A 23842-nucleotide genomic window follows, 5' to 3' on the forward strand; every position below is an offset into this window, starting at 1 on the left:
CCCGAGACCGGCGGCAGGGCAACCCCTGCGCCGCCGACCTTTGAGGAGCGAAGCGCATGTCCGAGACCTATGACGTCATCATCATCGGCGGCGGCCCCGGCGGCTATGTCACCGCGGTTCGCGCCGCCCAGCTCGGCCTGAAGACCGCCGTCGTCGAGCGCGAGCATCTCGGCGGCATCTGCTCCAACTGGGGCTGCATCCCCACCAAGGCGCTCTTGCGCTCGGCCGAGGTGCTGCATCTGGCCGAACACGCGAAGGACTACGGGCTCTCGCTCGAAGGCCGCATCTCGCCCGACCTGAAGGCGGTCGTCGAGCGTTCGCGCGGCGTCGCCGGCCGCATGAATTCCGGCGTCGCCTTCCTGATGAAGAAGAACAAGGTCGACGTCATCTGGGGCGAGGCGAAGATCACGAAGGCCGGCAAGGGCGCCGCCGAGATCGTCGTGTCGAAGCCGTCGAAGAAGCCCATGCAGCCGCAGCATCCGGCGCCGAAGAACACGAAGGGCGAGGGCACCTACGCGGCGAAGCACCTGATCGTGGCCACCGGCGCCCGCCCGCGCGCGCTGCCCGGCATCGAGCCCGACGGCAGGCTCATCTGGACCTATTTCGAGGCCATGGTGCCCGAGAAGATGCCGAAGTCGCTGCTGGTCATGGGCTCCGGCGCCATCGGCATCGAATTCGCCTCCTTCTACCGGACCATGGGCGTCGACGTCACCGTCGTCGAGGTGATGAAGCAGGTGATGCCGGTCGAGGACGCCGAGATCTCGGAACTCGCGCGCAGGCGCTTCGAGAAGCAGGGCATGAAGATCCATCTCGAGGCCAAGGTGGTGAAGGTCGAGAAGGGCGCCGACTCGGTCACCGCCCATGTCGAGATGAAGGGCGGCACGGTGGAGAAGATCACTGCCGACCGCATGATCTCGGCCGTCGGCGTCGTCGGCAACGTCGAGGGCATCGGCCTGGAGGCGGTCGGCGTGAAGACCGAACGCGGCACGATCGTCATCGACGAGTGGTGCCGCACCTCGGTGCCCGGCATCTATGCCATCGGCGACGTCGCCGGCCCGCCGATGCTCGCCCACAAGGCCGAGCACGAGGGCGTCATCTGCGTCGAGAAGATCGCCGGTCTCCATCCGCATCCGCTCGACAAGGCGCTGATCCCCGGCTGCACCTACTGCCACCCACAGGTGGCGTCGGTCGGCCTCACCGAGGCAAGGGCGAAGGAGGCCGGCCACGACGTCCGCGTCGGCCGCTTCCCCTTCGTGGCCAACGGCAAGGCGGTGGCGCTGGGCGAGGACCAGGGGCTGGTCAAGACCGTGTTCGACGCGAAGACCGGCCAGCTCCTCGGCGCCCACATGGTCGGCGCGGAGGTCACCGAACTGATCCAGGGCTTCGTCGTCGCCATGAACCTCGAGACCACCGAGGAAGACCTCATGCACGCCGTCTTCCCGCACCCGACGCTGTCGGAAATGATGAAGGAGAGCGTGCTCGACGCCTACGGCCGCGCCCTGAACGCCTGACCCGCCGCGTACGGCGCCGCGCCGCCCGGCGCCCGGCTGCAGGGGCGAAAAACGTCGCGCCACCCCTCCGCTTCGTCATCCCGGAACGGCGTCCAAGCGCAGCGCAGGACGCCGTATCCGGGATCCATGCCTCGGAGCAGGTCATCGAGCGGGACGATGGAGAAGGACCGGTGCGTCGCCTGCACCGCCCCGCCTTTCGACGACCGCCGAGGCATGGATCCCGGGTCTGCGCCTCCGCTCCGCTCCGGCTTCGCCCGGGATGACGAAGGTGAAAATAGCGCCGCCCCCTCCGCTTCGTCATCCCGGAACGACGTCCAAGCGCAGCGCAGGACGACGTATCCGGGATCCATGCCTCGCCGTCCGTCCCCCCGATCCGGCCCACGACGAGGCCCGCGCCGCCCGGTCGCCGCTGCGAGCGCCACATCCTGCACCACCCCCCTCCGTTGTCGCTTCGCTCGCCACCTCCGCCCCCACGTGGGGTGGAGGAAGCCCGCCCCAAGCGCCGCCGCCCATCCTCCAACCCCACGAAGTGGGGGGGAGGTGCCGAGCGAAGCGAGGCGGAGGGGGGGACCCCGCCGGACCAGTCCGCGACGGTGGACGGTCGGCACGACGGACGTGGCCAGGCCGTCCATCACGCTCCCGCGCATCGAAGGCCCGAGGATCGGAGCCATCGTTGCCCTCCACCTTCGTCATCCCGGAACGACGTCCGAGCGCAGCGCAGGACGCCGTATCCGGGATCCATGCCTCGGAGCAGGTCATCGAGCAGGACGATGGAGAAGGTCCGGTGCGTCGTCTGCACCGGCCCGCCTTTCGACGACCGCCGAGGCATGGATCCCGGGTCTGCGCCTCCGCTCCGCTCCGGCTTCGCCCGGGATGACGACGGTGAGAATAGCGCCGCCCCCTCCGCTTCGTCATCCCGGAACGGCGTCCAAGCGCAGCGAAGGACGACGTATCCGGGATCCATGCCTCGGCGCAGGTCATCGAGCAGGACGATGGAGAAGGACCGGTGCGTCGTCTGCACCGCCCCGCCTTTCGACAACCGCCGAGGCATGGATCCCGGGTCTGCGCCTCCGCTTCGCTCCGGCTTCGCCCGGGATGACGAAGGCGAAAATAGCGCCATCCCCCCCACCTTCGTCATCCCGGATACGGCGTCCAAGCGCAGCGCAGGACGCCGTATCCGGGATCCATGCCTCGCCGTCCGTCCCCGCGATCCGGTGCACGACGAGGCACGTGCCGCCGCCGCCCCCGTCGCCGCCACATCCTGCGCCCCCCCTCCGTCGTCGCTGCGCGACGCCACCTCCGCCCCCACTGCGTGGGGTGGAGGACGGGCTCTCCCAGCGAAATCAATGCCTTGCGAAAATTCTGTCCACGCCCTGCCGGTCCACGACAGACTGGCCGCAGCTGAAGGAGGGCGGAGATGGGCGGGGCGGGACTGAACGGGCGGAAGCTGCGGGAGACGATCACGCTCCTGCTGTCGCTCGCCTCCCACGCCGACGCCGCCGCCGGCCGTTGCTTTGCCGTGCGCTGGCTGGTGCTGTTCTTCCTCCGCCGCGGCGAGCGGGCCGCGCGGGTCAGCGTCGCCGACGCGCTGCGGATCGACGTCGCCGCGATCGAGGACGAACTGGCGGCCGCCGCCGGGCCGGATGACGACAGCCCCTTCGACGCCGCGCTGGTCGCCTGGCGCTACCGCTGGTGCGCGGCGATGCTCTCCGCGGTGCTGGCCAGCATGGGCGGCACCGCCTGGGCGCCCGGCCGCGACGCGATCCCCAGACGCCGCGCCTGCCGGGCCGTCGCCTGCCCCGTCCTGCCCGGCCTGCCGCTGCCGCAGGTCCACGACACCTCCTGACGCCGCGCCTGCGGCGCGCAAATCCCCATCCCGAGACCCAGCAAGGCCGGGCGGCACAACCGCCTCCCGGCCCGCACGTGCTGGCGGACATGCGGGGACAGTTTCCGTCGTTCGACCTGAAACCGATCGCGAAAGGGCGGCGACCGGTGCCGGATGACCGCCCCGGATTTCCCGGTCGCGCCCCTCGCGACAGCGCGGCGACCAATGCCGAATCAGGGAAACCGTCCCCGGATTTCGTCCCCCCGATTTTCGCCTCGTCGCCCTCTCTGCCCGGCATCGCCAGCCGATGCGCGGCGCGCGCATGATCCGGCAATGCCGGCCGCAGACGGCGGAACCTCCGGGTTACGGCCGCGTTGTCAGGCACGATCAAATCGTACAGGCAACGGAGAGAACCACATGGAAGACGCAGGCGTCGGCTGGATCGCAGCCATCATCATCGGCGGCATCGCCGGCTGGCTGGCCGAAAAGTTCATGAAGAGCAGCATGGGCGTGCTGATGAACATCATCCTCGGCATCGTCGGCGCCATCGTCGCCAACGCGCTGCTCGGTGTGTTCGGCATCGCGCTCGGCGGCTGGATCGGCTATCTGATCGCCGGCTTCATCGGCGCCTGCATCCTGATCGCCATCGCGCGGCTGTTCAGACGCTGATCCGCAAGGCACCCATGCAGGAAAGGCCGCCGTGGCATTCGCCCGGCGGCCTTTCGTTTTGTCCCCGGAAGGCCTAGATAACCACAGGCGCCGGTGAGGCCCGGCCGCCGCGAACAGCCGCCGGGAGCACAATGGTCACCGTCCTCGACACGACAGCCCGTCCCCGCCAGCGCCATCCCGAGAAGGCGCACCGGCCGGATCAGGAGGTGCTGCGCAAGCCGGACTGGATCCGCGTGCGCGCGCCCGTCTCGAAGGGCTATGCGGAAACGCGCGAGATCGTGCGGTCGCACAAGCTGGTTACGGTGTGCGAGGAGGCCGGCTGCCCCAACATCGGCGAATGCTGGGACAAGAAGCACGCCACCTTCATGATCATGGGCGAGATCTGCACCCGCGCCTGTGCCTTCTGCAACGTCGCGACCGGCCGCCCCGAGGCGCTCGACCGCGCCGAGCCGGAGAGCGTGGCGAAGGCCGTGCGTCAGATGGGGCTCGCCCACGTCGTGATCACGTCGGTCGACCGCGACGACCTCGACGACGGCGGCGCCCGGCATTTCGCCGAGGTGATCCACGCCATCCGCGCGCTGTCGCCGGGCACCACGATCGAGATCCTGACGCCCGACTTCCTGCGCAAGGACGGGGCGCTGGAGGTGGTGGTGGCGGCGAGGCCCGACGTGTTCAACCACAATCTGGAGACCGTGCCGTCGAACTACCTGACGGTGCGCCCCGGCGCGCGCTATTTCCACTCGATCCGGCTGCTGCAGCGGGTGAAGGAGCTCGACCCGGGCATGTTCACCAAGTCGGGCATCATGGTGGGGCTCGGCGAGGAGCGCAACGAGGTGCTGCAGCTGATGGACGACCTGCGCGTCGCCGACGTCGACTTCCTGACCATCGGGCAATATCTGCAGCCGACGAAGAAGCACCATCCGGTCAAGGCCTTCGTGACGCCCGAGGAGTTCCGCTCCTACGAGACGGTCGCCTACACCAAGGGCTTCCTGATGGTCTCGGCCTCGCCGCTGACGCGCTCCTCGCACCATGCCGGCGACGATTTCGCCCGGCTGAAGGCCGCGCGCGACCGCAAGCTCGCGGCCACCGCCTGACCGCAGCACGCGACGAAGCGCCATGCCGAAATACGAGACCGTCCACCCCGTCCGTCACGCACCCGAGCGCATGTACGCCTTGGTCATGGACGTCGAGCGCTATCCGCAGTTCCTGCCGATGTGCGAGGCGCTCAGCGTCCGCTCGCGCAAGGAGCGCGAGGGCGTGGAGGTGCTGGTGGCCGACATGACGGTGGGCTACAAGGCCATCCGCGAGACCTTCACCAGCCAGGTGGTGGCGCGCGAGGACGAACGCGCGATCGACGTGAAGTATCTCGACGGTCCGTTCCGCTATCTCGAGAACCGCTGGCGCTTCGAACCGGACGGCAAGGGCGGCACGAAGATCCATTTCTTCATCGAGTACGAGTTCAGGAGCCGCATGCTCGGCGCGCTGATGGGGGCGATGTTCGACCGCGCCTTCCGGCTCTTCGCAGGCGCTTTCGAGAAGCGGGCGGATGCCGTCTACGGCGCGCCCTCCGCCGATTTCACGGATGCGTCACCTTCGCGAGCATGAGCTCGAGCGCCGCGCGCACCGTCTGCTGGCGGACATGATCGCGGCTGCGCGCCTCGAACAGCCGCTGCACGGCCACCGGCTCGGCGCCGCGGGCGGCGAGGCCGAACCAGACCAGCCCCACCGGCTTCTCGTCCGAGCCGCCGCCCGGACCGGCGATGCCGGTGACGGCGATGGTCATCGTCGCGCGCGACCGCGCGAGCGCGCCCGCCGCCATCTCCTTGGCCGTCTCGGGCGAGACGGCGCCGTGTGCCGCCAGCGTCGCCGCCGGGACGCCGAGCATCTCGGCCTTCGCTTCGTTCGAATAGGTGACGAAGCCGCGGTCGACGACGATCGAGGAACCGGCGATGTCGGTCAGCGCGGCCGAGATCAGGCCGCCGGTGCAGGATTCCGCGGTCGCGATCAGCACGCCCTCCGCGGCGCAGGCCTCGATCAGGGCGCGGGCGAGGTCGGCATGCGGGCTCATGCGGGCAGGTCTCCGGGGAAGACGACGGTGGCGGTGGCGATGGCGGCGATGCCCTCGCGGCGGCCGACGAAGCCCAGTTTTTCGTTGGTGGTGGCCTTAATCGAGATGCGCTCCGGTGAAATCCCCAGCATCGCGGCCATGGCGGCCACCATGGCCGGCCGGTGCGGGCCGACCTTCGGCGCTTCGCAGATCAGGGTGACGTCGGCATTGGCGATTCGGCCGCCGCGCGACCGCACGATGCCGGCGGCGTGCTCGACGAAGCGCCGCGACGCCGCGCCCCTCCATTGCGGGTCGGACGGCGGGAAATGGACGCCGATGTCGCCCGCCCCGCAGGTGGCGAGCAGGGCGTCCGTCAGCGCGTGCAGGCCGACGTCGGCGTCCGAATGGCCGTTGAGCCCGGCCTCGTGCGGGATGGCGACGCCGCAGAGCGTGACGTGGTCGCCGGGCTCGAAGGAATGCACATCGTAGCCGTTGCCGGTCCGCACGTCCGGAAAACTCGGTGCGGCGCGCGCGAGCTTCTCGTCGGCCATGGCGATCTCCCGGGCATAGGTGAGCTTGGAATTGTCGGGAGAGCCGTCGACCAGCCGCACGGGGATGCCCGCCCATTCGGCGATGGCCGAATCGTCGGTGAAATCCTCGCGGCCCTCCGCGGCCGCCCGGCGATGCGCTTCCAGGATTGCGGCATAGCGAAAACCCTGCGGGGTCTGGGCGGAAAACAGGCCGGCCCGCGGCACGGTGGCTTCGACCTGTCCGTCCGCGCCGCGTTTCAGCGTATCGGAGACGGGCAGCGCGGGCAGAACGCCCGCCGTGGTACCGAGGCCGGCGACGACGCGGTCGAGAAGCGCGGCGTCGACGAAGGGACGCACCCCGTCATGGATCAGGACGTTGTCCGGCGCGTCCGGCGCCAGCGCCTCCAGCGCCAGCCGGGTGGAAGCCTGACGCGTGGCGCCGCCGAAGACCACCCGCACCCGCGGGTCGCGGGCGGGCAGGGCGGCGTCGAACAGCGCTTCGTCGTCGCGATGGATCGCCACGACGATGGTGCAGATGGCGGGACTGGCGAGGAAGGCGTCGACCGTGCGGCGGATGACCGGCAGCCCGCCGATCGGCCGGTACTGCTTGGGCCCGTCGGCCTGGCCCGCGCGCTCGCCCCGGCCTGCCGCGACGATCACGGCGGCCGTTCGGCACTGGCTTGGGTGGCTTGTGGGCATTTCCGACGATCGCTCCGCTGGAATGGCTCCGATCTAGCGAGACGGCTTAACCGTTGCCAGCCTTTTTGTGCTAGCAGCCGCGCGGGCGCCGATTTATGCGTTGCAACCGCGGTCGGACATGTCTAGTGAATAAGCAAAGCAGGTATCTGCGCGGTTTTTGTGCATGTGTGACCTTCGCAGGCTGACCGACCCCCTTACCGTCGGCCGTGCCGTCCTTCGCAACCGGGTCTTCCTGGCGCCGCTCTCGGGCATCACCGACAGCGCGTTCCGCAGCCGCGCCTTCGCACACGGCGCCGGCATGGTGGTCTCCGAAATGGTGGCGAGCGGCGAGCTCGCGCGCGGACGGCTGGATTCGGCGCGCCGCATCGGCCGCGCCGGCGACCAGATCCACGTCGTCCAGCTGGCCGGCCGCGAGGCGCGCTGGATGGCCGAGGGCGCGCGGATCGCGGCGGGCGAGGGGGCCGACATCGTCGACATCAACATGGGCTGCCCGGCCAAGAAGGTGACCGGCGGCTATTGCGGCTCGGCGCTGATGCGCGACCTCGATCTGGCGCAGTCGCTGATCGAGGCGGTGGTGGAAGCCGTCGACGTGCCGGTGACCGTCAAGATGCGGCTCGGCTGGGACGAGACCGAACTGGTCGCACCCCAGCTCGCGCGGCGCGCCGAGGCGGCCGGCGTGGCGATGGTGACGGTGCACGGCCGGACGCGCTGCCAGTTCTACAAGGGCGAAGCCGACTGGCGGGCGGTCGCGGCGGTGAAGCAGGCGGTGGCGATTCCCGTCGTCGTCAATGGCGACATCCGCGACGCGGCCGGCGCCGTCGAGGCGCTGGAACAGTCGGGTGCCGATGCCGTCATGATCGGCCGCGCCCATTGCGGCGCGCCCTGGACGGCGGGCGGCATCGTCGCCGAAGCGGCCGGGCTGCCGGCGCCGGGCGTGCCTGCGACGCCACAGGCGCTCGCCGACTATGCCGTCGCCCACTACGAGGACATGCTGTCGCTCTACGGCGCGGAGCCCGGGCTGCGCCATGCGCGCAAGCATCTCGGCTGGTACCTGGAGCGCCACGCCCCGGCGGTCGGAGACGCGGCGAGGCTCGCCGTCATGACCTCCACCGATCCCAAGACAGTCATCCAACAGCTGCGCGGGGCGCTGGTCGAAGGGACCGGCGTCCACGCGATGAGGAAAGCCGCATGAGCGCCAGTCCAATGCCAAAGCCGCCGGCCTTCGACCCGGCGCAGATCGTGCTCAACACGATCCGACACCCGGTCATCATGGTCGACCACGACGGTCGCCTGACCTATGCCAATGCCGATGCGGAAGTGTTCTTCCGCTCGAGCGCCGTCATCCTGTCGCGCAACACGATCGGTCACTTCGTGCCCTTCGGCAGCCCGTTGCTGACCCTGATCGACCAGGTGCGGGAGCGGCAGTCGCCGGTCAACGAATACCGGGTCGACATCTCTTCGCCCCGGCTCGGCCCCGACAAGCTGGTGGACATCTACGTCGCGCCGGTGCCGGAACTGCCCGGATCCGTGGTGGTGATGCTGCAGGAGCGCTCGATGGCCGACAAGATCGACCGCCAGATGACGCATCGCGGCGCCGCCCGCTCGGTGACCGGGCTTGCCGCCATGCTCGCGCACGAGATCAAGAACCCGCTGTCGGGCATCCGCGGTGCGGCCCAGCTGCTGGAGAGCGTCGTCTCCGACGAGGACCGCTCGCTGACCCGGCTGATCACGGACGAGACCGACCGCATCGTCTCGCTGGTCGACCGCATGGAGGTGTTTTCCGACGAGCGACCGATCGACCGCATGCCGGTCAACATCCATGTCGTGCTCGACCACGTGAAGGCGATCGCGCGCAACGGCTTCGCGCAGGGCATCCGAATCATCGAGGATTACGACCCGTCGCTGCCGCCGGTCTATGCCAACCGCGACCAGCTCGTGCAGGTCTTCCTCAATCTCGTGAAGAACGCGGCGGAGGCCATCGCCGGCGACCCGTCCGGCGAGATCACGCTGTCCACGGCCTTCCGCCCGGGCATCCGGCTCTCGGTGCCAGGCACGCAGGACCGCGTGTCGCTGCCGCTGCAGTTCATCGTCCACGACAATGGCGGCGGCGTGCCGGAGGACATCCGGCCGATCCTGTTCGATCCCTTCATCACCACCAAGCCGAACGGCTCCGGCCTCGGTCTGGCGCTGGTCGCCAAGATCGTCGGCGAGCACGGCGGCGTCATCGAGTGCGATTCGTCGCCGCGCGGCACGAGCTTCCGCATCCTGATGCCCGCCTGGAAGGAAGACTACGCCGCGCCGGCCGGCGGACTGGAAGGAGCCCATCGATGAACCGTGGCAGCATCCTGGTCGCGGACGACGACGCCGCGATCCGCACCGTTCTGAACCAGGCCCTGTCGCGCGTCGGCCACGACGTGCGCGTCACCTCCAACGCCGCCACGCTGTGGCGCTGGGTGGCGGCGGGCGAGGGGGACCTCGTCATCACCGACGTGGTGATGCCCGACGAGAACGCCTTCGACATGCTGCCGCGCATCAAGAAGGCGCGGCCGCAGCTGCCCGTCATCGTGATGAGTGCGCAGAACACCTTCATGACGGCCATCCGCGCCTCGGAGAAGGGCGCCTACGAATATCTGCCGAAGCCCTTCGACCTGACCGAACTGCTCAACATCGTCAATCGGGCGCTCTCGGAGCCGAAGAAGCCGACGGTCGAGCATCGGACCGAAGAACAGCTGGAATCGATGCCGCTCGTCGGCCGCTCCGCCGCCATGCAGGACATCTACCGCATGCTGGCGCGCATGATGCAGACCGATCTGACGGTGATGATCTCGGGCGAATCGGGCACCGGCAAGGAACTCGTGGCGCGGGCGCTGCACGAGTACGGCCGCCGCCGCAACGGCCCCTTCGTCGCCATCAACATGGCCGCCATCCCGCGCGACCTGATCGAATCGGAACTGTTCGGCCACGAGAAGGGCGCCTTCACCGGCGCGCAGAACCGGTCGAGCGGCCGTTTCGAGCAGGCCGAGGGCGGCACGCTGTTCCTCGACGAGATCGGCGACATGCCGATGGAGGCACAGACCCGGCTGCTGCGCGTGCTGCAGCAGGGCGAATACACCACCGTGGGCGGCCGCACGCCGATCCGCACAGACGTGCGCATCGTGGCGGCGACCAACAAGGACCTGCGCACGCTGATCAACCAGGGCCTGTTCCGGGAGGATCTGTTCTACCGTCTCAACGTGGTGCCGCTTCGGCTGCCTGCGCTGCGCGAGCGGGCCGAGGACGTGCCGGATCTCGTGCGGCACTTCTTCAAGCTCGGCGAGGCCGAGGGCCTTCAGTCGAAGCGTATCTCGACGGCCGGTCTCGACCTCATGAAGCGCTATCCCTGGCCGGGCAACGTGCGCGAGCTGGAGAACCTGGTGCGCCGGCTGGCCGCGCTCTATCCGCAGGACGAGATCTCGGCCGAAGTGATCGAGAACGAGCTGCAGACGGCGGGACGCTCGCCCTCGTCGCCGGAGAACTCGCTGGTGCCGGAGAACCTGACCATCGGCCAGGCGGTCGAGCACTATCTCCAGCGCTACTTCACCTCCTTCGGCGAGGACCTGCCGCCGTCCGGCCTCTACCAGCGCATCCTGGCCGAGGTCGAGTATCCGCTGGTGCTCGCGTCCATGACCGCCACGCGCGGCAACCAGATCCGTGCCGCCGAGCTTCTCGGCCTCAACCGCAACACGCTGCGCAAGAAGATTCGCGAGCTCGGCGTCAACGTCTACCGCACCTCCCGCGGCTCCTGACCGAAGGTCCGACGCGACGGCTGCAGGCTTGTACCGTCGCGTTTTTGTTGCAGAATAGCCACAATGCGTTGCAAGCATGCAACGGACATGGTGGCGAATCGCAACGCAATGACGGCACGCACGGAACTTCTCGACGGCCTGGGGCTGAGCGAGCCCGAGACACCCTACGAGGGGCGGCGGCTCGCCGCCCTGCCGGGCGTCGTCGCCGTCGTCGCGGCCCTTCTGTGCGCGGCCATCTCCTTCGTCATTCTGGTGGGACTCGGTCCCGTCTCGCCGACGAACGAGGTGATGCTGGGGCTGATCGCGATCAACGTCGCGCTCATCCTGCTGCTCTGCTTCCTGATCGGCCGCGAGGTGCACCAGATCTTCCAGGCGCGGCGGCGCGGCAAGGCGGCCTCGCGGCTGCACGTGCGCATCGTGGGCCTCTTTTCGGCGATCGCGGCCGTGCCGGCGATCATCATCGCCGTCGTGGCGTCGATTACCCTCGACATCGGCCTCGACCGCTGGTTCGAACTCAAGACCAAGGCGATCGTCAGTTCATCGCTGTCGATCGCCGAGGCCTACGTGCAGGAGAACGCCCGCAATCTGCAGGGCACCAGCCTGTCGATGGCGATCGATCTGGACCAGCGCAGGACGCTCTACGGCCTCGACCGCACCGGCTTCCAGCAGATGCTGACCCAGCAGGCCGTCGGCCGCGCGCTCGCCCATGCGGCCCTGGTGCGGATCGACGGCACGGTGATCATGCAGGCCGAGACGCGGGCCGACTTCCCGCTGCCCGCGCCGCCGCCGGGCGCTCTGCGCGATGCAGCGGACGGGACGCCGATCCTGATCGAGCCGCGCACGCGCAACATCGTCGGCGCCATCATCCGCCTGCGCGACATCGAGGACGCCTATCTCTACACGCTGCGGCTCGTCGATCCCGAGGTGATCCGGGCGCGCCAGATCGTGCAGGTGAATGCCGACGACTACACGGATCTGGAGAGCAGCCGCACGACCGTGCAGATCGCCTTCGCGGTCATCTATCTCGGCCTGACGCTGATCATCGTGCTGTCGGCGATCTGGACCGGCATCGCGGTGGCCGACCGGCTGGTGCGGCCGATCCGGCGGCTGATCGGCGCGGCCGACGAGGTGGCGACCGGCAACCTCGACGTCGCCGTTCCGGTGCGCAATTCCGACGGCGACGTCGCCTCGCTGTCGGACACGTTCAACAAGATGCTGCTGCAGCTGAAGTCGCAGCGAAACGAGATCCTCTCGGCGAAGGACCAGATCGACGAGCGGCGGCGCTTCTCCGAAGCGGTGCTCGCCAGCGTCAGCGCCGGCATCGTCGGCGTCGACGCCGACGGCGCGATCACCATCGTCAACCGCTCGGCCGAGACGATGCTGTCGATCGACGCGCACCAGTCGGAGGGCCAGACGCTTTCGGCGGTGCTGCCGCATTTCGGCCGCGTCTTCGAGATCGCGCGTTCGTCGGACCGCCCCGTCTACCGCGAGCAGGTGGTTTTCACGCGCCGCGGCGTGGAACGCACCTTCAACGTGCAGGTGACGATCGAGGAGGGGAAGGGCGAAGCCGAGCTGCCGTCCTACGTGGTGACGATCGACGACATCACCGATCTGGTGCAGGCGCAGCGCTCCTCGGCCTGGGCGGACGTCGCCCGCCGCATCGCCCACGAGATCAAGAACCCGCTGACGCCGATCCAGCTCTCGGCCGAGCGCATCCGCCGCCGCTACGGCAAGGTGATCACCGAGGATCGCGAGGTCTTCGACCAGTGCACGGACACCATCATCCGCCAGGTCGGCGACATCGGCCGCATGGTCGACGAGTTCTCCGCCTTCGCGCGCATGCCCAAGCCGACGCTGGAAGTGATGGACCTGCGCGAGGCGCTGCGCGAGGCCTCGTTCCTCGTCGAGGTCTCGAAGGCCGAGATCGAGTTCCGCCGCGACTTCGGGGCCACGCCGCTCAAGGGACGCTTCGACAGCCGGCTGATGAGCCAGGCCTTCGGCAACCTGATCAAGAATGCCGCCGAGGCGATCGAATCGGCCGAACGGACGGACGACGTCCGCGGCGTGATCGAGATCGAGGCGCATTGCGACGGCGGCTGGATCAGCGTCGACATCAAGGACAACGGCAAGGGCCTGCCGGCGGAGAACCGGCAGCGGCTGCTCGAGCCCTACATGACAACCCGTGCCAAGGGCACGGGCCTCGGCCTCGCCATCGTCAAGAAAATCGTCGAGGAGCATGGCGGCCGCATCGAGCTTCACGACGCGCCGCCCGACTTCTACGGTGGCCGCGGTGCGATGATCCGCGTCGTCCTGCCCTCGACGGCGGCGGAGGACGTGTCTGCAGGCGCGGAAGCCACGAAACAAGAAAAGCAAGAAGAGCAGGTGAACCATGGCGTCTGACATTCTCGTCGTCGACGATGAGGAGGACATCCGCGAACTCGTCGCCGGCATCCTGAGCGACGAGGGCCACGAGACCCGCACGGCCTTCGACAGCGACAGCGCGCTGGCGGCGATCGCCGACCGGGTGCCGCGGCTGATCCTGCTCGACATCTGGCTGCAGGGTTCGCGCATGGACGGCCTGGCGCTGCTGGACGAGATCAAGACCATCCACCCGCACGTTCCGGTGGTGATGATCTCGGGTCACGGCACCATCGAGACCGCCGTATCGGCGATCCGGCGCGGCGCCTACGACTTCATCGAGAAGCCGTTCAAGGCCGACCGGCTGCTCCTGATCTGCGAGCGGGCGCTGGAGATCTCCAAGCTGAAGCGCGAGGTGACGGAGCTGAAGAAGCGCACCGCCGACACCTTCGACCTGATCGGCAATTCCGCGGCGATGAACCACCTGCGCCAGGCCATCGAGCGCATCGCGCCGACAAACAGCCGGGTGATGATCATCGGTCCGTCCGGCTCGGGCAAGGAATCGGCGGCGCGCGCCATCCATGCGGTCTCGGCGCGCCGGGACGGGCCCTTCGTGTCGATCAACGCGGCCTCGATCACGCCCGACCGGATGGAGATCGAGCTGTTCGGGACCGAACCCAACGGCGCGGAGCGCAAGGTCGGGGCGCTGGAGGAGGCCCATCGCGGCACGCTCTATCTCGACGAGGTGGCCGACATGCCGCGCGAGACGCAGAACAAGATCATGCGCGTGCTCGTCGACCAGCAGTTCGAGCGGGTGGGCGGCGCCAAGCGCGTGAAGGTGGACGTGCGGATCATCTCGTCCACGGCCCAGAACCTCGAGGCGATGATCGCCGAGGGCCGGTTCCGCGAGGACCTCTACCACCGGCTGGCCGTGGTGCCGGTGCTGGTGCCGCCGCTGTCGGAGCGGCGCGAGGACATTCCCTACCTCGTCGACCACTTCATGAAGCAGATCGTGCGCCAGTCGGGCATCAGGAACCGGCGCATCGGCGACGACGTGCTGGCGGTGCTGCAGGCGCACAACTGGCCGGGCAACGTGCGCCAGCTTCGCAACAACGTCGAGCGGCTGATGATTCTGTCGCGCGGCGACGACGTCGATTCGCCGATCACCGCCGACCTCCTGCCGGCCGAGATCGGCGACGTGATGCCGCGCGCGCCGAGCCAGTCCGACCAGCACATCATGGCGCTGCCGCTGCGGGAGGCGCGCGAGCTCTTCGAGAAGGAATATCTGATCGCCCAGATCAATCGCTTCGGCGGCAACATCTCGCGCACGGCCGAGTTCATTGGTATGGAACGATCCGCCCTGCACAGGAAGCTGAAATCGCTCGGCGTGTAGCGGCGGCGGATCGGAGTCCATCATGCGCGTGATCATCTGTGGCGCCGGCCAGGTCGGCTACGGCATCGCCGAGCGGCTGGCGGCGGAACAGAACGACGTCTCCGTCATCGACACGTCGCCGGAACTGATCCGCACCATCCGCGACCAGCTCGACGTGCGCGGCTTCGTCGGCCACGGCGCCCATCCCGACGTGCTGGAACTCGCCGGCGCGCAGCAGGCGGACATGTTCATCGCCGTCACCCTCTATGACGAGGTGAACATGACGGCCTGCCAGGTGGCGCATTCGCTGTTCAACATCCCCACCAAGATCGCCCGCATCCGCGCCCAGTCCTACCTCCAGCCGCACTACCAGAACCTGTTCTCGCGCGAGAACCTGCCGATCGACGTGGTCATCTCGCCCGAGATCGAGGTGGGCGAGATGGTGCTGCGCCGCATCGCCATCCCGGGCGCCACCGACGTGGTGCGATTCGCCGACGACAAGGTGGCGATGGTGGCGATCGAGTGCCTGGAGGAATGCCCGGTCATCAACACGCCGCTGTCGCAGCTCTCCGACCTGTTCCCGGACCTGCCCTCGACGGTGGTCGGCGTGTGGCGCAACAACCGCCTGTTCATTCCCCATTCGGCCGACCAGCTCGTGGCCGGCGATCTCGCCTATGTCGTAACGACCAAGGACCAGGTGCGCCGCACGCTGGGCCTGTTCGGCCACGAGGAGACCGAGGCGCTGCGCATCGTCATCGGCGGCGGCGGCAACATCGGGCTCTACGTCGCCAAGGCGCTGGAGGCGCGCCAGTCGCGCACCAAGGTGAAGATCATCGAGGACACGCGCGAGCGTGCCATCGCCATCGCCGACAAGCTGCGCCGCACGGTGGTGCTGCATGGCAGCGCGCTCGACCAGAAGCTGCTGCTGGAGGCCGACATCCAGGACGCCGACCTGATGGTGGCGCTGACCAACAACGACCAGGTGAACATCCTGTCGAGCGTCATGGCCAAGCGGCTCGGCTGCAAGTCGAACCTGGCGCTGATCAACAACCCGACCTATCACGACTTCACCCGCACGCTCGGCATCGACGCCCACGTCAACCCGCGCTCGGTGACGATCAGCCGCGTGCTGCAGCACGTGCGCCGCGGCCGCATCCGCGCCGTCCACAGCGTCCAGCGCGGCACGGCCGAGATCATCGAGGCCGAGGCGCTGGAGACCTCGCCGCTGGTCGGTTCGCCGCTGCGCGACCTGAACCTGCCCGACGGCATGCGGCTCGGCATGATCTATCGCGACGGCACCGCCATCAAGCCGAGCGGCGCCACGCTGATCCGCCCGAAGGACCGCGTCATCATCTTCGCCATGGACACGGCCGTGCGCCAGGTGGAGCAGATGTTCCGGGTCAGTCTCGAATTCTTCTGATCAACCCGGCCGGCCTGCGCCAGCGCTCCGGCCAGACAGCCTGCGGGGAACCCATGCCGCGTATCACCTATGTCAACGGCCGCTACCTGCGCCACGCCGATGCCTTCGTGCACGTCGAGGACCGCGGCTACCAGTTCGCCGACGGCGTCTACGAGGTCTGCGAGGTGAAGCGGGGCTACGTCGTCGACATGACGCGCCATCTCGACCGTCTCGACCGTTCGCTGCGCGAACTGTCGATGGCCTGGCCCATGCACCGCCGCGCGCTCGAACTGGTGATCCGCGAGGTGGTGCGTCGCAACGGCGTGCACGACGGTCTGGTCTATCTGCAGGTGACGCGCGGGGTGGCGCCGCGCGATTTCCTGTTCCCGCAGGCGGTGGCGCCCGCGCTGGTGGTGACGGCGCGCAAGGCCGATCCGGCCCGGGCCGAGAAGCGCGCGGAAACCGGCATCAAGGTGATCACCGTGCCCGAGACCCGCTGGGACCGCGTCGACATCAAGACCGTCGGCCTCCTGCCCAACGTGCTGGCCAAGGAGGCGGCCCGCGCGGCGGGCGCGCAGGAGGCCTGGTTCGTCGACGCCGACGGCACGGTGAAGGAGGGCGGGTCCTCCAACGCCTGGATCGTGACGGCCGACGGTCGCCTCGTCACGCGGCCGGCAGAGCACGGCATCCTGCGCGGCATCACCCGCACGACGATGTTCGAGGTGGCGGCCGCGCTCGGCCTGACCATCGAGGAACGCGGCTTCACGGTGGCCGAGGCGAAGGCCGCACGCGAGGCCTTCATCAGCTCGGCCACGACGATCGCCATGCCCGTGGTGGAGATCGACGGCGCGCCTATCGCCAACAGTCATCCGGGCAGCGTCGTGCTTTCCTTGCGCGGCGCTTTTTTTGACATTGCGGAAAAATGCCAAGCCTGATAACCGCTTCTGACTAGGGGAATGTTGCGCACGAAAGCGCGCACATGTTCCGGAGGCGGGTCATTTCCGTGCGCTTGGATCGCGCGTCGTTGTTTGGGCGCCGTCGTGCACGGTTTCGGGGAACGGCGGAAGACAAGAAAAATGGCGGAACGATCGCAGAACCTTCAGGACCTGTTTCTCAACTCGGTCCGGAAGAGCAAGAACCCTCTCACGATATTTCTGATCAACGGCGTCAAGCTGACGGGAGTTGTCACGTCCTTCGACAATTTCTGCGTCCTTTTGCGCCGCGACGGGCATTCGCAGCTCGTCTACAAGCACGCCATCTCCACCATCATGCCGAGCCAGCCGGTTCAGATGTTCGATGGTGAGGATGCCGGCCGGGATAATTGATTGGACGCAACGAGCCCGGGCGGGCGCCAGCAGGGGGCGAAGGATCGGCAGGCCGACGGCCAGCCGCAGCCCGTCGCCACGCGCGCCGTCATCATCGTTCCGGTCCTGCCGCGCTTCCACCGCGACGATGACGAGAACACCGGCCGGCCGCGTCTGACGCGGTCGCCGGAGGCTCGTCACGACGAGGCGGTCGGGCTTGCGCGTGCCATCGACCTCCAGCCCGTCCATACCGAGATCGTCACCGTCAACGATCCGCGTCCCGCGACGCTGATCGGCACCGGCAAGATCGAGGAACTGGCCGAGAGGATCAAGGAGACGGGCGCCGCGCTGGTCGTCGTCGACCATCCGCTGACGCCGGTGCAGCAGCGCAATCTCGAGAAGGGCCTGAACGCCAAGGTGCTCGACCGCACCGGCATCATCCTGGAGATCTTCGGCGAACGCGCCCGCACCAAGGAAGGCACGCTGCAGGTCGAACTGGCGCATCTGAATTACCAGAAGGGCCGGCTGGTGCGCAGCTGGACCCATCTCGAGCGGCAGCGCGGCGGCGCGGGCTTCCTCGGCGGCCCCGGCGAGACGCAGATCGAGGCCGACCGGCGCATCCTGCAGGACAAGATCACCAAGCTGAAGCGCGAACTGGAGACGGTGAAGCGCACCCGCGAACTGCATCGCGCCAAGCGCAAGAAGGTGCCGTTTCCGGTGGTGGCGATCGTCGGCTACACCAATGCCGGCAAGTCGACCCTGTTCAACCGGCTGACCGGCGCGGACGTGCTGGCGGAAAACATGCTGTTCGCCACGCTCGACCCGACGCTGCGCCGGGTGAAGCTGCCACACGGCACCATCGTCATCCTGTCCGACACGGTGGGCTTCATCTCCGACCTGCCGACCCATCTGGTGGCGGCCTTCCGCGCGACGCTGGAAGAGGTGGTCGAGGCCGACCTCGTCATCCATCTGCGCGACATTTCGGATCCCGACACGGCCGCGCAGGCGGAGGACGTCGAGCGCATCCTGGCCGACCTCGGCGTCGAGGCCTCGCCCGGCGGCAAGGTGGTCGAGGTCTGGAACAAGGTCGACCGGCTCGACGCCGACACCCGCGAGCGGCTGGTGCTGTCCGGCGCCGCCGACGGCGCACCCGCGCCCATCGTCGTCTCGGCGATCACCGGCGAGGGCATCGACGCCTTGCTGCGCCATGTGGAGGGCCGGCTCTCCGGCGACCTCGCCGAGTTGACGGTCCACCTGACGCCCGACCGCATGAAGCTGATCGACTGGCTCTACCGCAATGCCGACGTGCTCTCCCGCGAGGACCGCGAGGACGGCAGCGCCGAACTCAGGCTGCGCGTGACGCGGACGATGCGGGACGAGGTCGAGGAGCGGCTCGCCGGCGGCAGGTGAGGGGTCCGGTGGCGCGGTCGTGCCGCGCGGTCAGCCCGATGCCGTAGCCAATTCGTCCGACGGCCCGCGTCCGCTCCGTCCGCGAATTTCCCCGTTCGGGCGAGACCTGCCCGGGCGGAGGCGTCGGGCCCGACCGCAGCGCTCTACGAGACGCCGCGCGCGTTCACGTAGACCGACAGCAGCGTCGACGTCGCGCAGAGGAACAGGCGGTTGCGCTTCGGGCCGCCGAAGCACAGGTTCGCGACGGGCTCGCCGGTCCTGATCTTTCCGAGCAGGGTGCCGTCCGGCGCGAAGCAATGCACCCCGTCGCCGGCAGAGGACCAGACGTTGCCGGCGGCATCGACCCGCAGGCCGTCGAAGAGACCGGCGTCGCAGAACACGAAGTCCGTCCCGTCCGCGACGGACCGACCGTCCGCCGCCACCCGGTATTGCCTGATCCTGGGCGCGCAGTCCGGGACATGGGTCCGGCCGGTGTCGGTGACGTAGAGCAGCGTCTCGTCGGGCGAGAAGGCGAGGCCGTTGGGCTGGACCATGTCGCTGACGACACGCGTCAGCGCGCCGGACGGATCGACGCGATAGACGTGCCGGCCATCCTGCTCCATCGGCGCGGCATCGCCTTCGTAGTCGCTGTCGATGCCGTAGGACGGATCGGTGAACCAGATCGAATCGTCCGAGCGGACGATGACGTCGTTCGGCGAGTTCAGTCTGCGGCCGCCGAAACCGTCGGCGACGACGGTGCGCGTGCCGTCGTGCTCGATGCGCGTGACGCTGCGGCTGCGGTGTTCGCACGCGACCAGCCGGCCCTGGCGGTCCCGGGTGTGGCCGTTCTGGTTGCGGCATGGCTGCTCGAAGGTGGCGACGTGCCCGCTCGCTTCGTCCCAGCGCAGGACGCGGTCGTTGGGAATGTCCGACCAGACGAGGTAGCGGCCGGCCGGAAAATAGGTCGGTCCCTCGCACCAGCGTCCGCCGCTCCACAGCACGTCGATGCCGGCATTCTCGAAGATCATCCCGGCGAAGCGCGCGTCGTGGATCTCGTAGTCGCTGGCCGCCATGTCCGCCTCACCCGATCTCGATCATCGCCTTGATAAGCCCGGTCTTCTGCGTTGCCCAGAGGGGAATGTCGCGCACCGCACCGGCAAGATCGGTGCGGTGGGTGATCAGCCGGTCGAACGACGCCGGATCGTCGCCGATGGCGGAGATCACCCGTTCGAAATCCTGCGCCGTCGCGTTGCGGCTTCCCAGCAGCGTCAGTTCCTTGCGATGGAAGTCCGGATCCATGAAGCTGATCGCATCCTTGACCACGCTGACGAGCACGTAGCGCCCGCCATGGGCGACGTGGTCGAACCCCTTGTGCATGGCAGGAGCGCTGCCCGTCGCGTCGAAGACGACGTCGAAGCCTTCTTCGCCCGTGTGCGAGAGGAGGGCCGCGAGGCCGGCCGGATCGGCCACGAAGGGTGAGGCGGCGGCGAAGGTCGCGGCAGTTTTCGCCCGGGCCTCGTCCTGGTCGAGCACGGCCACCGATGCGCCCGACAGCCGCGCGAAAATCGCCACGCCGAGGCCGATCGGGCCGGCTCCCACGACCAGTACGCGGTCCTCCTTCGAGACCGCGCCGCGCCGCACGGCATGCGCGCCGATGGCCAGGAACTCGATCATGGCGCATTGATCGAGGGTGAGCCCGGGGGCGCGCACGAGATTGCCCGGCGGCACCGCCAGCATGCCGGCCATGCCGCCGTCCTCATGAACGCCGAGCACCGAGACCCGAACGCAGCAGTTCGGCTTGCCGCGCCGGCAGGCGATGCAGCGACCGCACGACATGTAGGGATTGACGGCGAAAATCTCCCCGGGGCTGATACCCAAGCCGGCCGGGGCCTCGACGGCTTCGACGGCCAGTTCGTGCCCCATGACGCGTGGATAGTGCAGGAACGGGTGCTTGCCCTCGACGATGTGGTAATCGGTGCCGCAGACGCCGACCCGCCGGGGACGAACGAGGACATGGCCTGGACCGGCCGCCGGGATCGGCCTCTGCTCGATCCGCAACGTGCCCGGTTCGAGGCAGACGAGGGCTTGCATGGACTGCACGGCTTGCGGCTTTCTCTCGATGCGCGGCGCCACGCCGCGGAGGCCAGGCGGGGCCGGCCGGTGGCCGGCCCCGCGGGTTTACTTGAACTCGGCCATGTTGGCCTTGGTCACCAGCGCCGCGCCCGAATCGATGAGCGACCCGACCGTCTCGCCGCGGATCGCGCGGACCAGCGCGTCGACGCCGAGCGATGCCATCCTGGTGGGGAACTGCGCGACGGTGGCGTTCTCGATGCCGGCCGCGATCGCCTCTTCCTCGCCGCAGCAGAAGTCGAAGCCGACCAGCAGAACCTTGCCGGCGAGGTTGGCGTTCTTGATCGCCTGCGCGGCACCCGCCGCCGGAGGACCGCAGGCCGCATAGATGGACTTCAGGTCGGGGTTCGCCGTGAGGATGTCTTCCGCCAGGCTGATGCCCTGCTCTTCGGTACAGCCGGTCGCTCCGCGTCCGACGATCTTCACGTCGAGCCCGCCGAGGCCCTCGATCATGCCGTTGACGCGATCGTCGAGCGCCGGAACGCCGGGCACACCCTCGAGGATGCCCATCGTGTCGCCCGCCTGGAGCACCGACTTGAGATACTCGCCGGCGATCTTTCCGGCGGCGTAGTTGTCGGTGGTCGCAAGCGCCGTGCGGCCGTTCCAGCCGGGAATGTCGTTGTCCATCAGCACGACCTTCACGCCCGCCGCGATCGCCTTGTCGAGGGCGGTCGCGACGGTCGGATCGACCGGCGTCAGGGCGATGCCCTGCACCCCCTGGGTGACCATCGATTCGATGAGGCCGATCTGGCCCTCGATGTCGGTGGCCGAGGCGCCCTGGCCGTAGATGATCTCGACGCCCGGATTGGCGGCCGCATAGTCCTTGGCCGCGTTTTCCATGGTGGCGAAGAACGGCACCGGGAACTTGGTGATGAAGCCGATCTTGACGGCATCGGCTGCCGCTGCGGGTAAGGCCAGGCCAAGGGCGATGGCCACCCCGCCGAGCACTGTTCGGAACCTCACGTCGTGGTCCTCCTCCTGTCGCGATCGCTCCCCTTGAGCGATCCTCCCTCCGCCGACGCTTGCGCGCGGCGAATTCCCGTCACCCCTCGGCGCCGACGATCAGCGACACCAGTTCCTGCTGGTTCGCGCGCTCGGGCTTGAGCTCGCCGACCTTGCGGCCCTGCCGCAGCACCACGGCCCGGTCGGCCAGTTCGATGACCTGTTCCATGTTGTGGGTGATGAGGATCACCGCGTTCCCCTCGTCGCGAAGCTGGCGCACGAGGTCGAGGACCTTGCGCGATTCGCGCAGGCCGAGCGCCGCCGTCGGCTCGTCGAGGATCACCACCTTGCGGGCAAAGACCGTGGCGCGCGCCACCGCGATGGCCTGCCGCTGCCCGCCCGACATCACCGCGACCGGAGCGTCGAACCGGGGCAGACGGACCTTGAGCCGGTCGATGACGGCCGCCGCCTCGCGGTCCATGGCCCTGGCGCCGAGAAACCGCAGCGCGCGCGGCAGCCAGGTCGGCCAGCTGATCTCGCGGCCGCAGTAGAAATTCTGCGACGGCGTCAGATTGTCGAAGAGCGCGAGGTCCTGGTAGACGGTCTCGATGCCCGCCAGGCGGGCGAGTGCCGGCGTGCCGATCGCGGCGGCTTCGCCGTCGAGCAGGATCTCGCCCTCGTCGAGCGCATGGACGCCGCTGATGCAGCGCACGAGCGTCGACTTGCCCGCGCCGTTGTCGCCGAGCAGCGCCAGCACCTCGCCGCGCCAGGCGTCGAGCCCCACCCCCTTCAGGGCATGCACCGCGCCGAAGCGCTTGTGCGCGCCGCGGACGCTGAGGACCGGGGCGCTCATGGGGCGGCCCTCGCCTGGCTGACCCGCGCGCGCGCCTCGAGATGGTTGCGCAGCACGTCCGCCTCGACCGCCAGCACGATGATCAGCCCGATGGCGATCATCTGGTAGAACACGTCGACGTTGAGCAGGTTGAGCGCGTTGCGGATGACGCCGATCATGACCGCTCCGACCAGCGCATGGCCGAGATGGCCGCGCCCGCCGAGGAAGCTCGCCCCGCCGATGATGACGGCGGCGATGGTGTCGAGCTCCAGCAGGTTGCCGTAGAGCGGCGAGCCGGCGCCTGTCCGCCCGGCGAGCACCACGGCGCCGATGCCGGCGCAGAGGCCGGCGATCACGTAGGTGACCACCAGCACCCACTTGACCGGGATGCCCATCTCGACGGCCGCCTTCGGGTTGCCGCCGACGGCGTAGGTCCAGCGGCCCCACACCATCGCCTTGGTGAGAACCAGCACGACGAGGGCCACGCCGACGACGACGAAGAACGAGTTGGGAACGCCGAGCGACGACGTCTCCCCGAGAGCGGCCACCGCCCCCGGCATGCCGCGCATGGTCGTGTGGTTGACGGCGAGTTCGAGCGCCAGGCCCTTGCAGATGCTGAGCGTCGCCAGCGTGATGATGAAGGGATGCGGCAGCCGGCCGAACACGTAGACGGCGCCGTTGACGAAGCCGACCAGCACGCCGCTCGCCAGCATCGCCAGAATGACCAGCGTGGAGGAGTCCACCCATCGGTAGACGAGGCCGCCGACCACCGTGGCGAGCGCCAGATTGGCGCCGACGGAGAGGTCGATACCCCGCGTCAGGATCACCAGATGCTGGCCGATCGCCACGATGGCGATCACCGCCGTCTGGGCGAGAATGTTGCCGATGTTGCCCGGCTTGAGAAAGTTCGGGGTCAGCAGGCTGATGCCGGCGATCAGCAGGACGAGAATGAGGACCGGGCCGACGTTCAGCAGCCGCAGACCGAACGCGACGGCCGGCGCGCCGTGGCGCGGGCGCGGCTGCGCATCGGCGCCGGACGCGATGTCCGGC

The 23842-nt window shown here is 68.8% G+C and carries 21 protein-coding genes; 14 read left to right on the forward strand and 7 right to left on the reverse strand.

Going from position 1 to position 23842, the window contains the following annotated elements:
• Window positions 1–56: 56 nt before the first annotated feature.
• From lpdA to IAI54_RS06220, 5 genes are all read left to right on the forward strand, one after another.
• A complete protein-coding gene (lpdA, locus tag IAI54_RS06200; RefSeq protein ID WP_187971521.1) occupies window positions 57–1511 on the forward strand; it encodes a dihydrolipoyl dehydrogenase in 1455 nt (484 codons plus the stop codon).
• A gap of 1417 nt (window positions 1512–2928) precedes the next feature.
• Entirely contained in the window at window positions 2929–3357 is a 429-nt protein-coding gene (locus IAI54_RS06205) for a hypothetical protein (protein ID WP_187971522.1), read from the forward strand.
• A gap of 396 nt (window positions 3358–3753) precedes the next feature.
• Window positions 3754–4005 (forward strand): GlsB/YeaQ/YmgE family stress response membrane protein, encoded by a 252-nt coding sequence (locus tag IAI54_RS06210; protein WP_187971523.1) that lies wholly within the window; start codon window positions 3754–3756, stop codon window positions 4003–4005.
• A 131-nt stretch (window positions 4006–4136) separates the two neighbouring features.
• The gene (gene lipA, locus IAI54_RS06215) at window positions 4137–5099 is read left to right on the forward strand and encodes a lipoyl synthase (RefSeq protein WP_187971524.1); all 963 of its coding nucleotides are present in this window, start codon (window positions 4137–4139) and stop codon (window positions 5097–5099) included.
• A gap of 22 nt (window positions 5100–5121) precedes the next feature.
• Window positions 5122–5610 (forward strand): type II toxin-antitoxin system RatA family toxin, encoded by a 489-nt coding sequence (locus IAI54_RS06220; protein ID WP_187971525.1) that lies wholly within the window; start codon window positions 5122–5124, stop codon window positions 5608–5610.
• On the opposite strand, the gene IAI54_RS06225 is transcribed toward IAI54_RS06220, so the two are convergent.
• Together IAI54_RS06225 and IAI54_RS06230 are read right to left on the reverse strand one after the other, a co-directional pair.
• Window positions 5582–6073 carry a CinA family protein gene (locus IAI54_RS06225; protein ID WP_187971526.1) on the reverse strand — a complete coding sequence of 164 codons (492 nt, stop codon included), beginning with the start codon at window positions 6071–6073 and terminating at the stop codon, window positions 5582–5584. The genes IAI54_RS06220 and IAI54_RS06225 overlap by 29 nt on opposite strands.
• The gene (locus IAI54_RS06230; protein WP_187971527.1) at window positions 6070–7281 is read right to left on the reverse strand and encodes a bifunctional 2-C-methyl-D-erythritol 4-phosphate cytidylyltransferase/2-C-methyl-D-erythritol 2,4-cyclodiphosphate synthase; all 1212 of its coding nucleotides are present in this window, start codon (window positions 7279–7281) and stop codon (window positions 6070–6072) included. The genes IAI54_RS06225 and IAI54_RS06230 overlap by 4 nt, the downstream gene beginning before the upstream one ends.
• Window positions 7282–7444: 163 nt before the next feature.
• On the opposite strand from IAI54_RS06230, the gene dusB reads away from it, so the two are divergent.
• The 9 genes from dusB (at window position 7445) to hflX (ending at window position 18909) form a co-directional block, all read left to right on the forward strand.
• Entirely contained in the window at window positions 7445–8473 is a 1029-nt protein-coding gene (dusB, locus tag IAI54_RS06235; protein ID WP_187971528.1) for a tRNA dihydrouridine synthase DusB, read from the forward strand.
• Window positions 8470–9612, forward strand: coding sequence for a two-component system sensor histidine kinase NtrB (locus IAI54_RS06240; RefSeq protein WP_187971529.1), 1143 nt, complete (start codon window positions 8470–8472; stop codon window positions 9610–9612). The genes dusB and IAI54_RS06240 overlap by 4 nt, the downstream gene beginning before the upstream one ends.
• Window positions 9609–11066: a nitrogen regulation protein NR(I) gene (ntrC, locus tag IAI54_RS06245; protein ID WP_187971530.1), complete on the forward strand. Its 1458-nt coding sequence runs from the start codon at window positions 9609–9611 to the stop codon at window positions 11064–11066. The genes IAI54_RS06240 and ntrC overlap by 4 nt, the downstream gene beginning before the upstream one ends.
• Before the next feature lie 63 nt (window positions 11067–11129).
• The gene (locus tag IAI54_RS06250) at window positions 11130–13466 is read left to right on the forward strand and encodes a sensor histidine kinase NtrY-like (protein WP_187971531.1); all 2337 of its coding nucleotides are present in this window, start codon (window positions 11130–11132) and stop codon (window positions 13464–13466) included.
• Entirely contained in the window at window positions 13456–14817 is a 1362-nt protein-coding gene (gene ntrX, locus IAI54_RS06255; RefSeq protein WP_187971532.1) for a nitrogen assimilation response regulator NtrX, read from the forward strand. Before IAI54_RS06250 ends, ntrX begins: the two co-directional genes overlap by 11 nt.
• A 22-nt stretch (window positions 14818–14839) precedes the next feature.
• Window positions 14840–16216: a Trk system potassium transporter TrkA gene (gene trkA / locus IAI54_RS06260; RefSeq protein WP_187971533.1), complete on the forward strand. Its 1377-nt coding sequence runs from the start codon at window positions 14840–14842 to the stop codon at window positions 16214–16216.
• 53 nt (window positions 16217–16269) lie between these two features.
• On the forward strand, window positions 16270–17130 hold the full coding sequence (locus tag IAI54_RS06265) for a D-amino-acid transaminase (RefSeq protein ID WP_187971534.1): 861 nt from the start codon (window positions 16270–16272) through the stop codon (window positions 17128–17130).
• A 141-nt stretch (window positions 17131–17271) separates the two neighbouring features.
• Window positions 17272–17520, forward strand: a complete 249-nt coding sequence (gene hfq / locus IAI54_RS06270) for an RNA chaperone Hfq (RefSeq protein ID WP_187971535.1) — start codon at window positions 17272–17274, stop codon at window positions 17518–17520.
• Between the two features lie 90 nt (window positions 17521–17610).
• Window positions 17611–18909: a GTPase HflX gene (gene hflX / locus IAI54_RS06275; protein WP_235679378.1), complete on the forward strand. Its 1299-nt coding sequence runs from the start codon at window positions 17611–17613 to the stop codon at window positions 18907–18909.
• 143 nt (window positions 18910–19052) lie between these two features.
• On the opposite strand, the gene IAI54_RS06280 is transcribed toward hflX, so the two are convergent.
• From IAI54_RS06280 to IAI54_RS06300, 5 genes are all read right to left on the reverse strand, one after another.
• A complete protein-coding gene (locus IAI54_RS06280; RefSeq protein WP_187971537.1) occupies window positions 19053–19961 on the reverse strand; it encodes an SMP-30/gluconolactonase/LRE family protein in 909 nt (302 codons plus the stop codon).
• A 7-nt stretch (window positions 19962–19968) separates the two neighbouring features.
• Entirely contained in the window at window positions 19969–20979 is a 1011-nt protein-coding gene (locus IAI54_RS06285) for a zinc-binding alcohol dehydrogenase family protein (RefSeq protein ID WP_187973045.1), read from the reverse strand.
• An 87-nt stretch (window positions 20980–21066) separates the two neighbouring features.
• Complete coding sequence (locus tag IAI54_RS06290; protein ID WP_420838295.1) at window positions 21067–21954, reverse strand: sugar ABC transporter substrate-binding protein; 888 nt, start codon at window positions 21952–21954, stop codon at window positions 21067–21069.
• A 106-nt stretch (window positions 21955–22060) separates the two neighbouring features.
• Window positions 22061–22813 carry an ATP-binding cassette domain-containing protein gene (locus IAI54_RS06295; RefSeq protein ID WP_187971539.1) on the reverse strand — a complete coding sequence of 251 codons (753 nt, stop codon included), beginning with the start codon at window positions 22811–22813 and terminating at the stop codon, window positions 22061–22063.
• A complete protein-coding gene (locus IAI54_RS06300; RefSeq protein ID WP_420838296.1) occupies window positions 22810–23763 on the reverse strand; it encodes an ABC transporter permease in 954 nt (317 codons plus the stop codon). The genes IAI54_RS06295 and IAI54_RS06300 overlap by 4 nt, the downstream gene beginning before the upstream one ends.
• Window positions 23764–23842 lie beyond the last annotated feature (79 nt).

The organism is Aquibium microcysteis (assembly GCF_014495845.1).
Classification (GTDB): domain Bacteria; phylum Pseudomonadota; class Alphaproteobacteria; order Rhizobiales; family Rhizobiaceae; genus Aquibium; species Aquibium microcysteis.

Bases quoted from the DNA above. Each gene is read 5' to 3' on its own strand.
- ntrX (WP_187971532.1), top strand. From the start codon at position 13,456: ATGGCGTCTGACATTCTCGTCGTCGACGATGAGGAGGACATCCGCGAA.
- dusB (WP_187971528.1), top strand. From the start codon at position 7,445: ATGTGTGACCTTCGCAGGCTGACCGACCCCCTTACCGTCGGCCGTGCC.
- IAI54_RS06280 (WP_187971537.1), bottom strand. From the start codon at position 19,961: ATGGCGGCCAGCGACTACGAGATCCACGACGCGCGCTTCGCCGGGATG.
- IAI54_RS06250 (WP_187971531.1), top strand. From the start codon at position 11,130: ATGCGTTGCAAGCATGCAACGGACATGGTGGCGAATCGCAACGCAATG.
- lpdA (WP_187971521.1), top strand. From the start codon at position 57: ATGTCCGAGACCTATGACGTCATCATCATCGGCGGCGGCCCCGGCGGC.
- IAI54_RS06265 (WP_187971534.1), top strand. From the start codon at position 16,270: ATGCCGCGTATCACCTATGTCAACGGCCGCTACCTGCGCCACGCCGAT.
- IAI54_RS06295 (WP_187971539.1), bottom strand. From the start codon at position 22,813: ATGAGCGCCCCGGTCCTCAGCGTCCGCGGCGCGCACAAGCGCTTCGGC.
- IAI54_RS06220 (WP_187971525.1), top strand. From the start codon at position 5,122: ATGCCGAAATACGAGACCGTCCACCCCGTCCGTCACGCACCCGAGCGC.
- IAI54_RS06205 (WP_187971522.1), top strand. From the start codon at position 2,929: ATGGGCGGGGCGGGACTGAACGGGCGGAAGCTGCGGGAGACGATCACG.
- ntrC (WP_187971530.1), top strand. From the start codon at position 9,609: ATGAACCGTGGCAGCATCCTGGTCGCGGACGACGACGCCGCGATCCGC.
- IAI54_RS06225 (WP_187971526.1), bottom strand. From the start codon at position 6,073: ATGAGCCCGCATGCCGACCTCGCCCGCGCCCTGATCGAGGCCTGCGCC.
- IAI54_RS06210 (WP_187971523.1), top strand. From the start codon at position 3,754: ATGGAAGACGCAGGCGTCGGCTGGATCGCAGCCATCATCATCGGCGGC.
- IAI54_RS06285 (WP_187973045.1), bottom strand. From the start codon at position 20,979: ATGCAAGCCCTCGTCTGCCTCGAACCGGGCACGTTGCGGATCGAGCAG.
- IAI54_RS06240 (WP_187971529.1), top strand. From the start codon at position 8,470: ATGAGCGCCAGTCCAATGCCAAAGCCGCCGGCCTTCGACCCGGCGCAG.
- trkA (WP_187971533.1), top strand. From the start codon at position 14,840: ATGCGCGTGATCATCTGTGGCGCCGGCCAGGTCGGCTACGGCATCGCC.
- lipA (WP_187971524.1), top strand. From the start codon at position 4,137: ATGGTCACCGTCCTCGACACGACAGCCCGTCCCCGCCAGCGCCATCCC.
- hfq (WP_187971535.1), top strand. From the start codon at position 17,272: ATGGCGGAACGATCGCAGAACCTTCAGGACCTGTTTCTCAACTCGGTC.
- IAI54_RS06230 (WP_187971527.1), bottom strand. From the start codon at position 7,281: ATGCCCACAAGCCACCCAAGCCAGTGCCGAACGGCCGCCGTGATCGTC.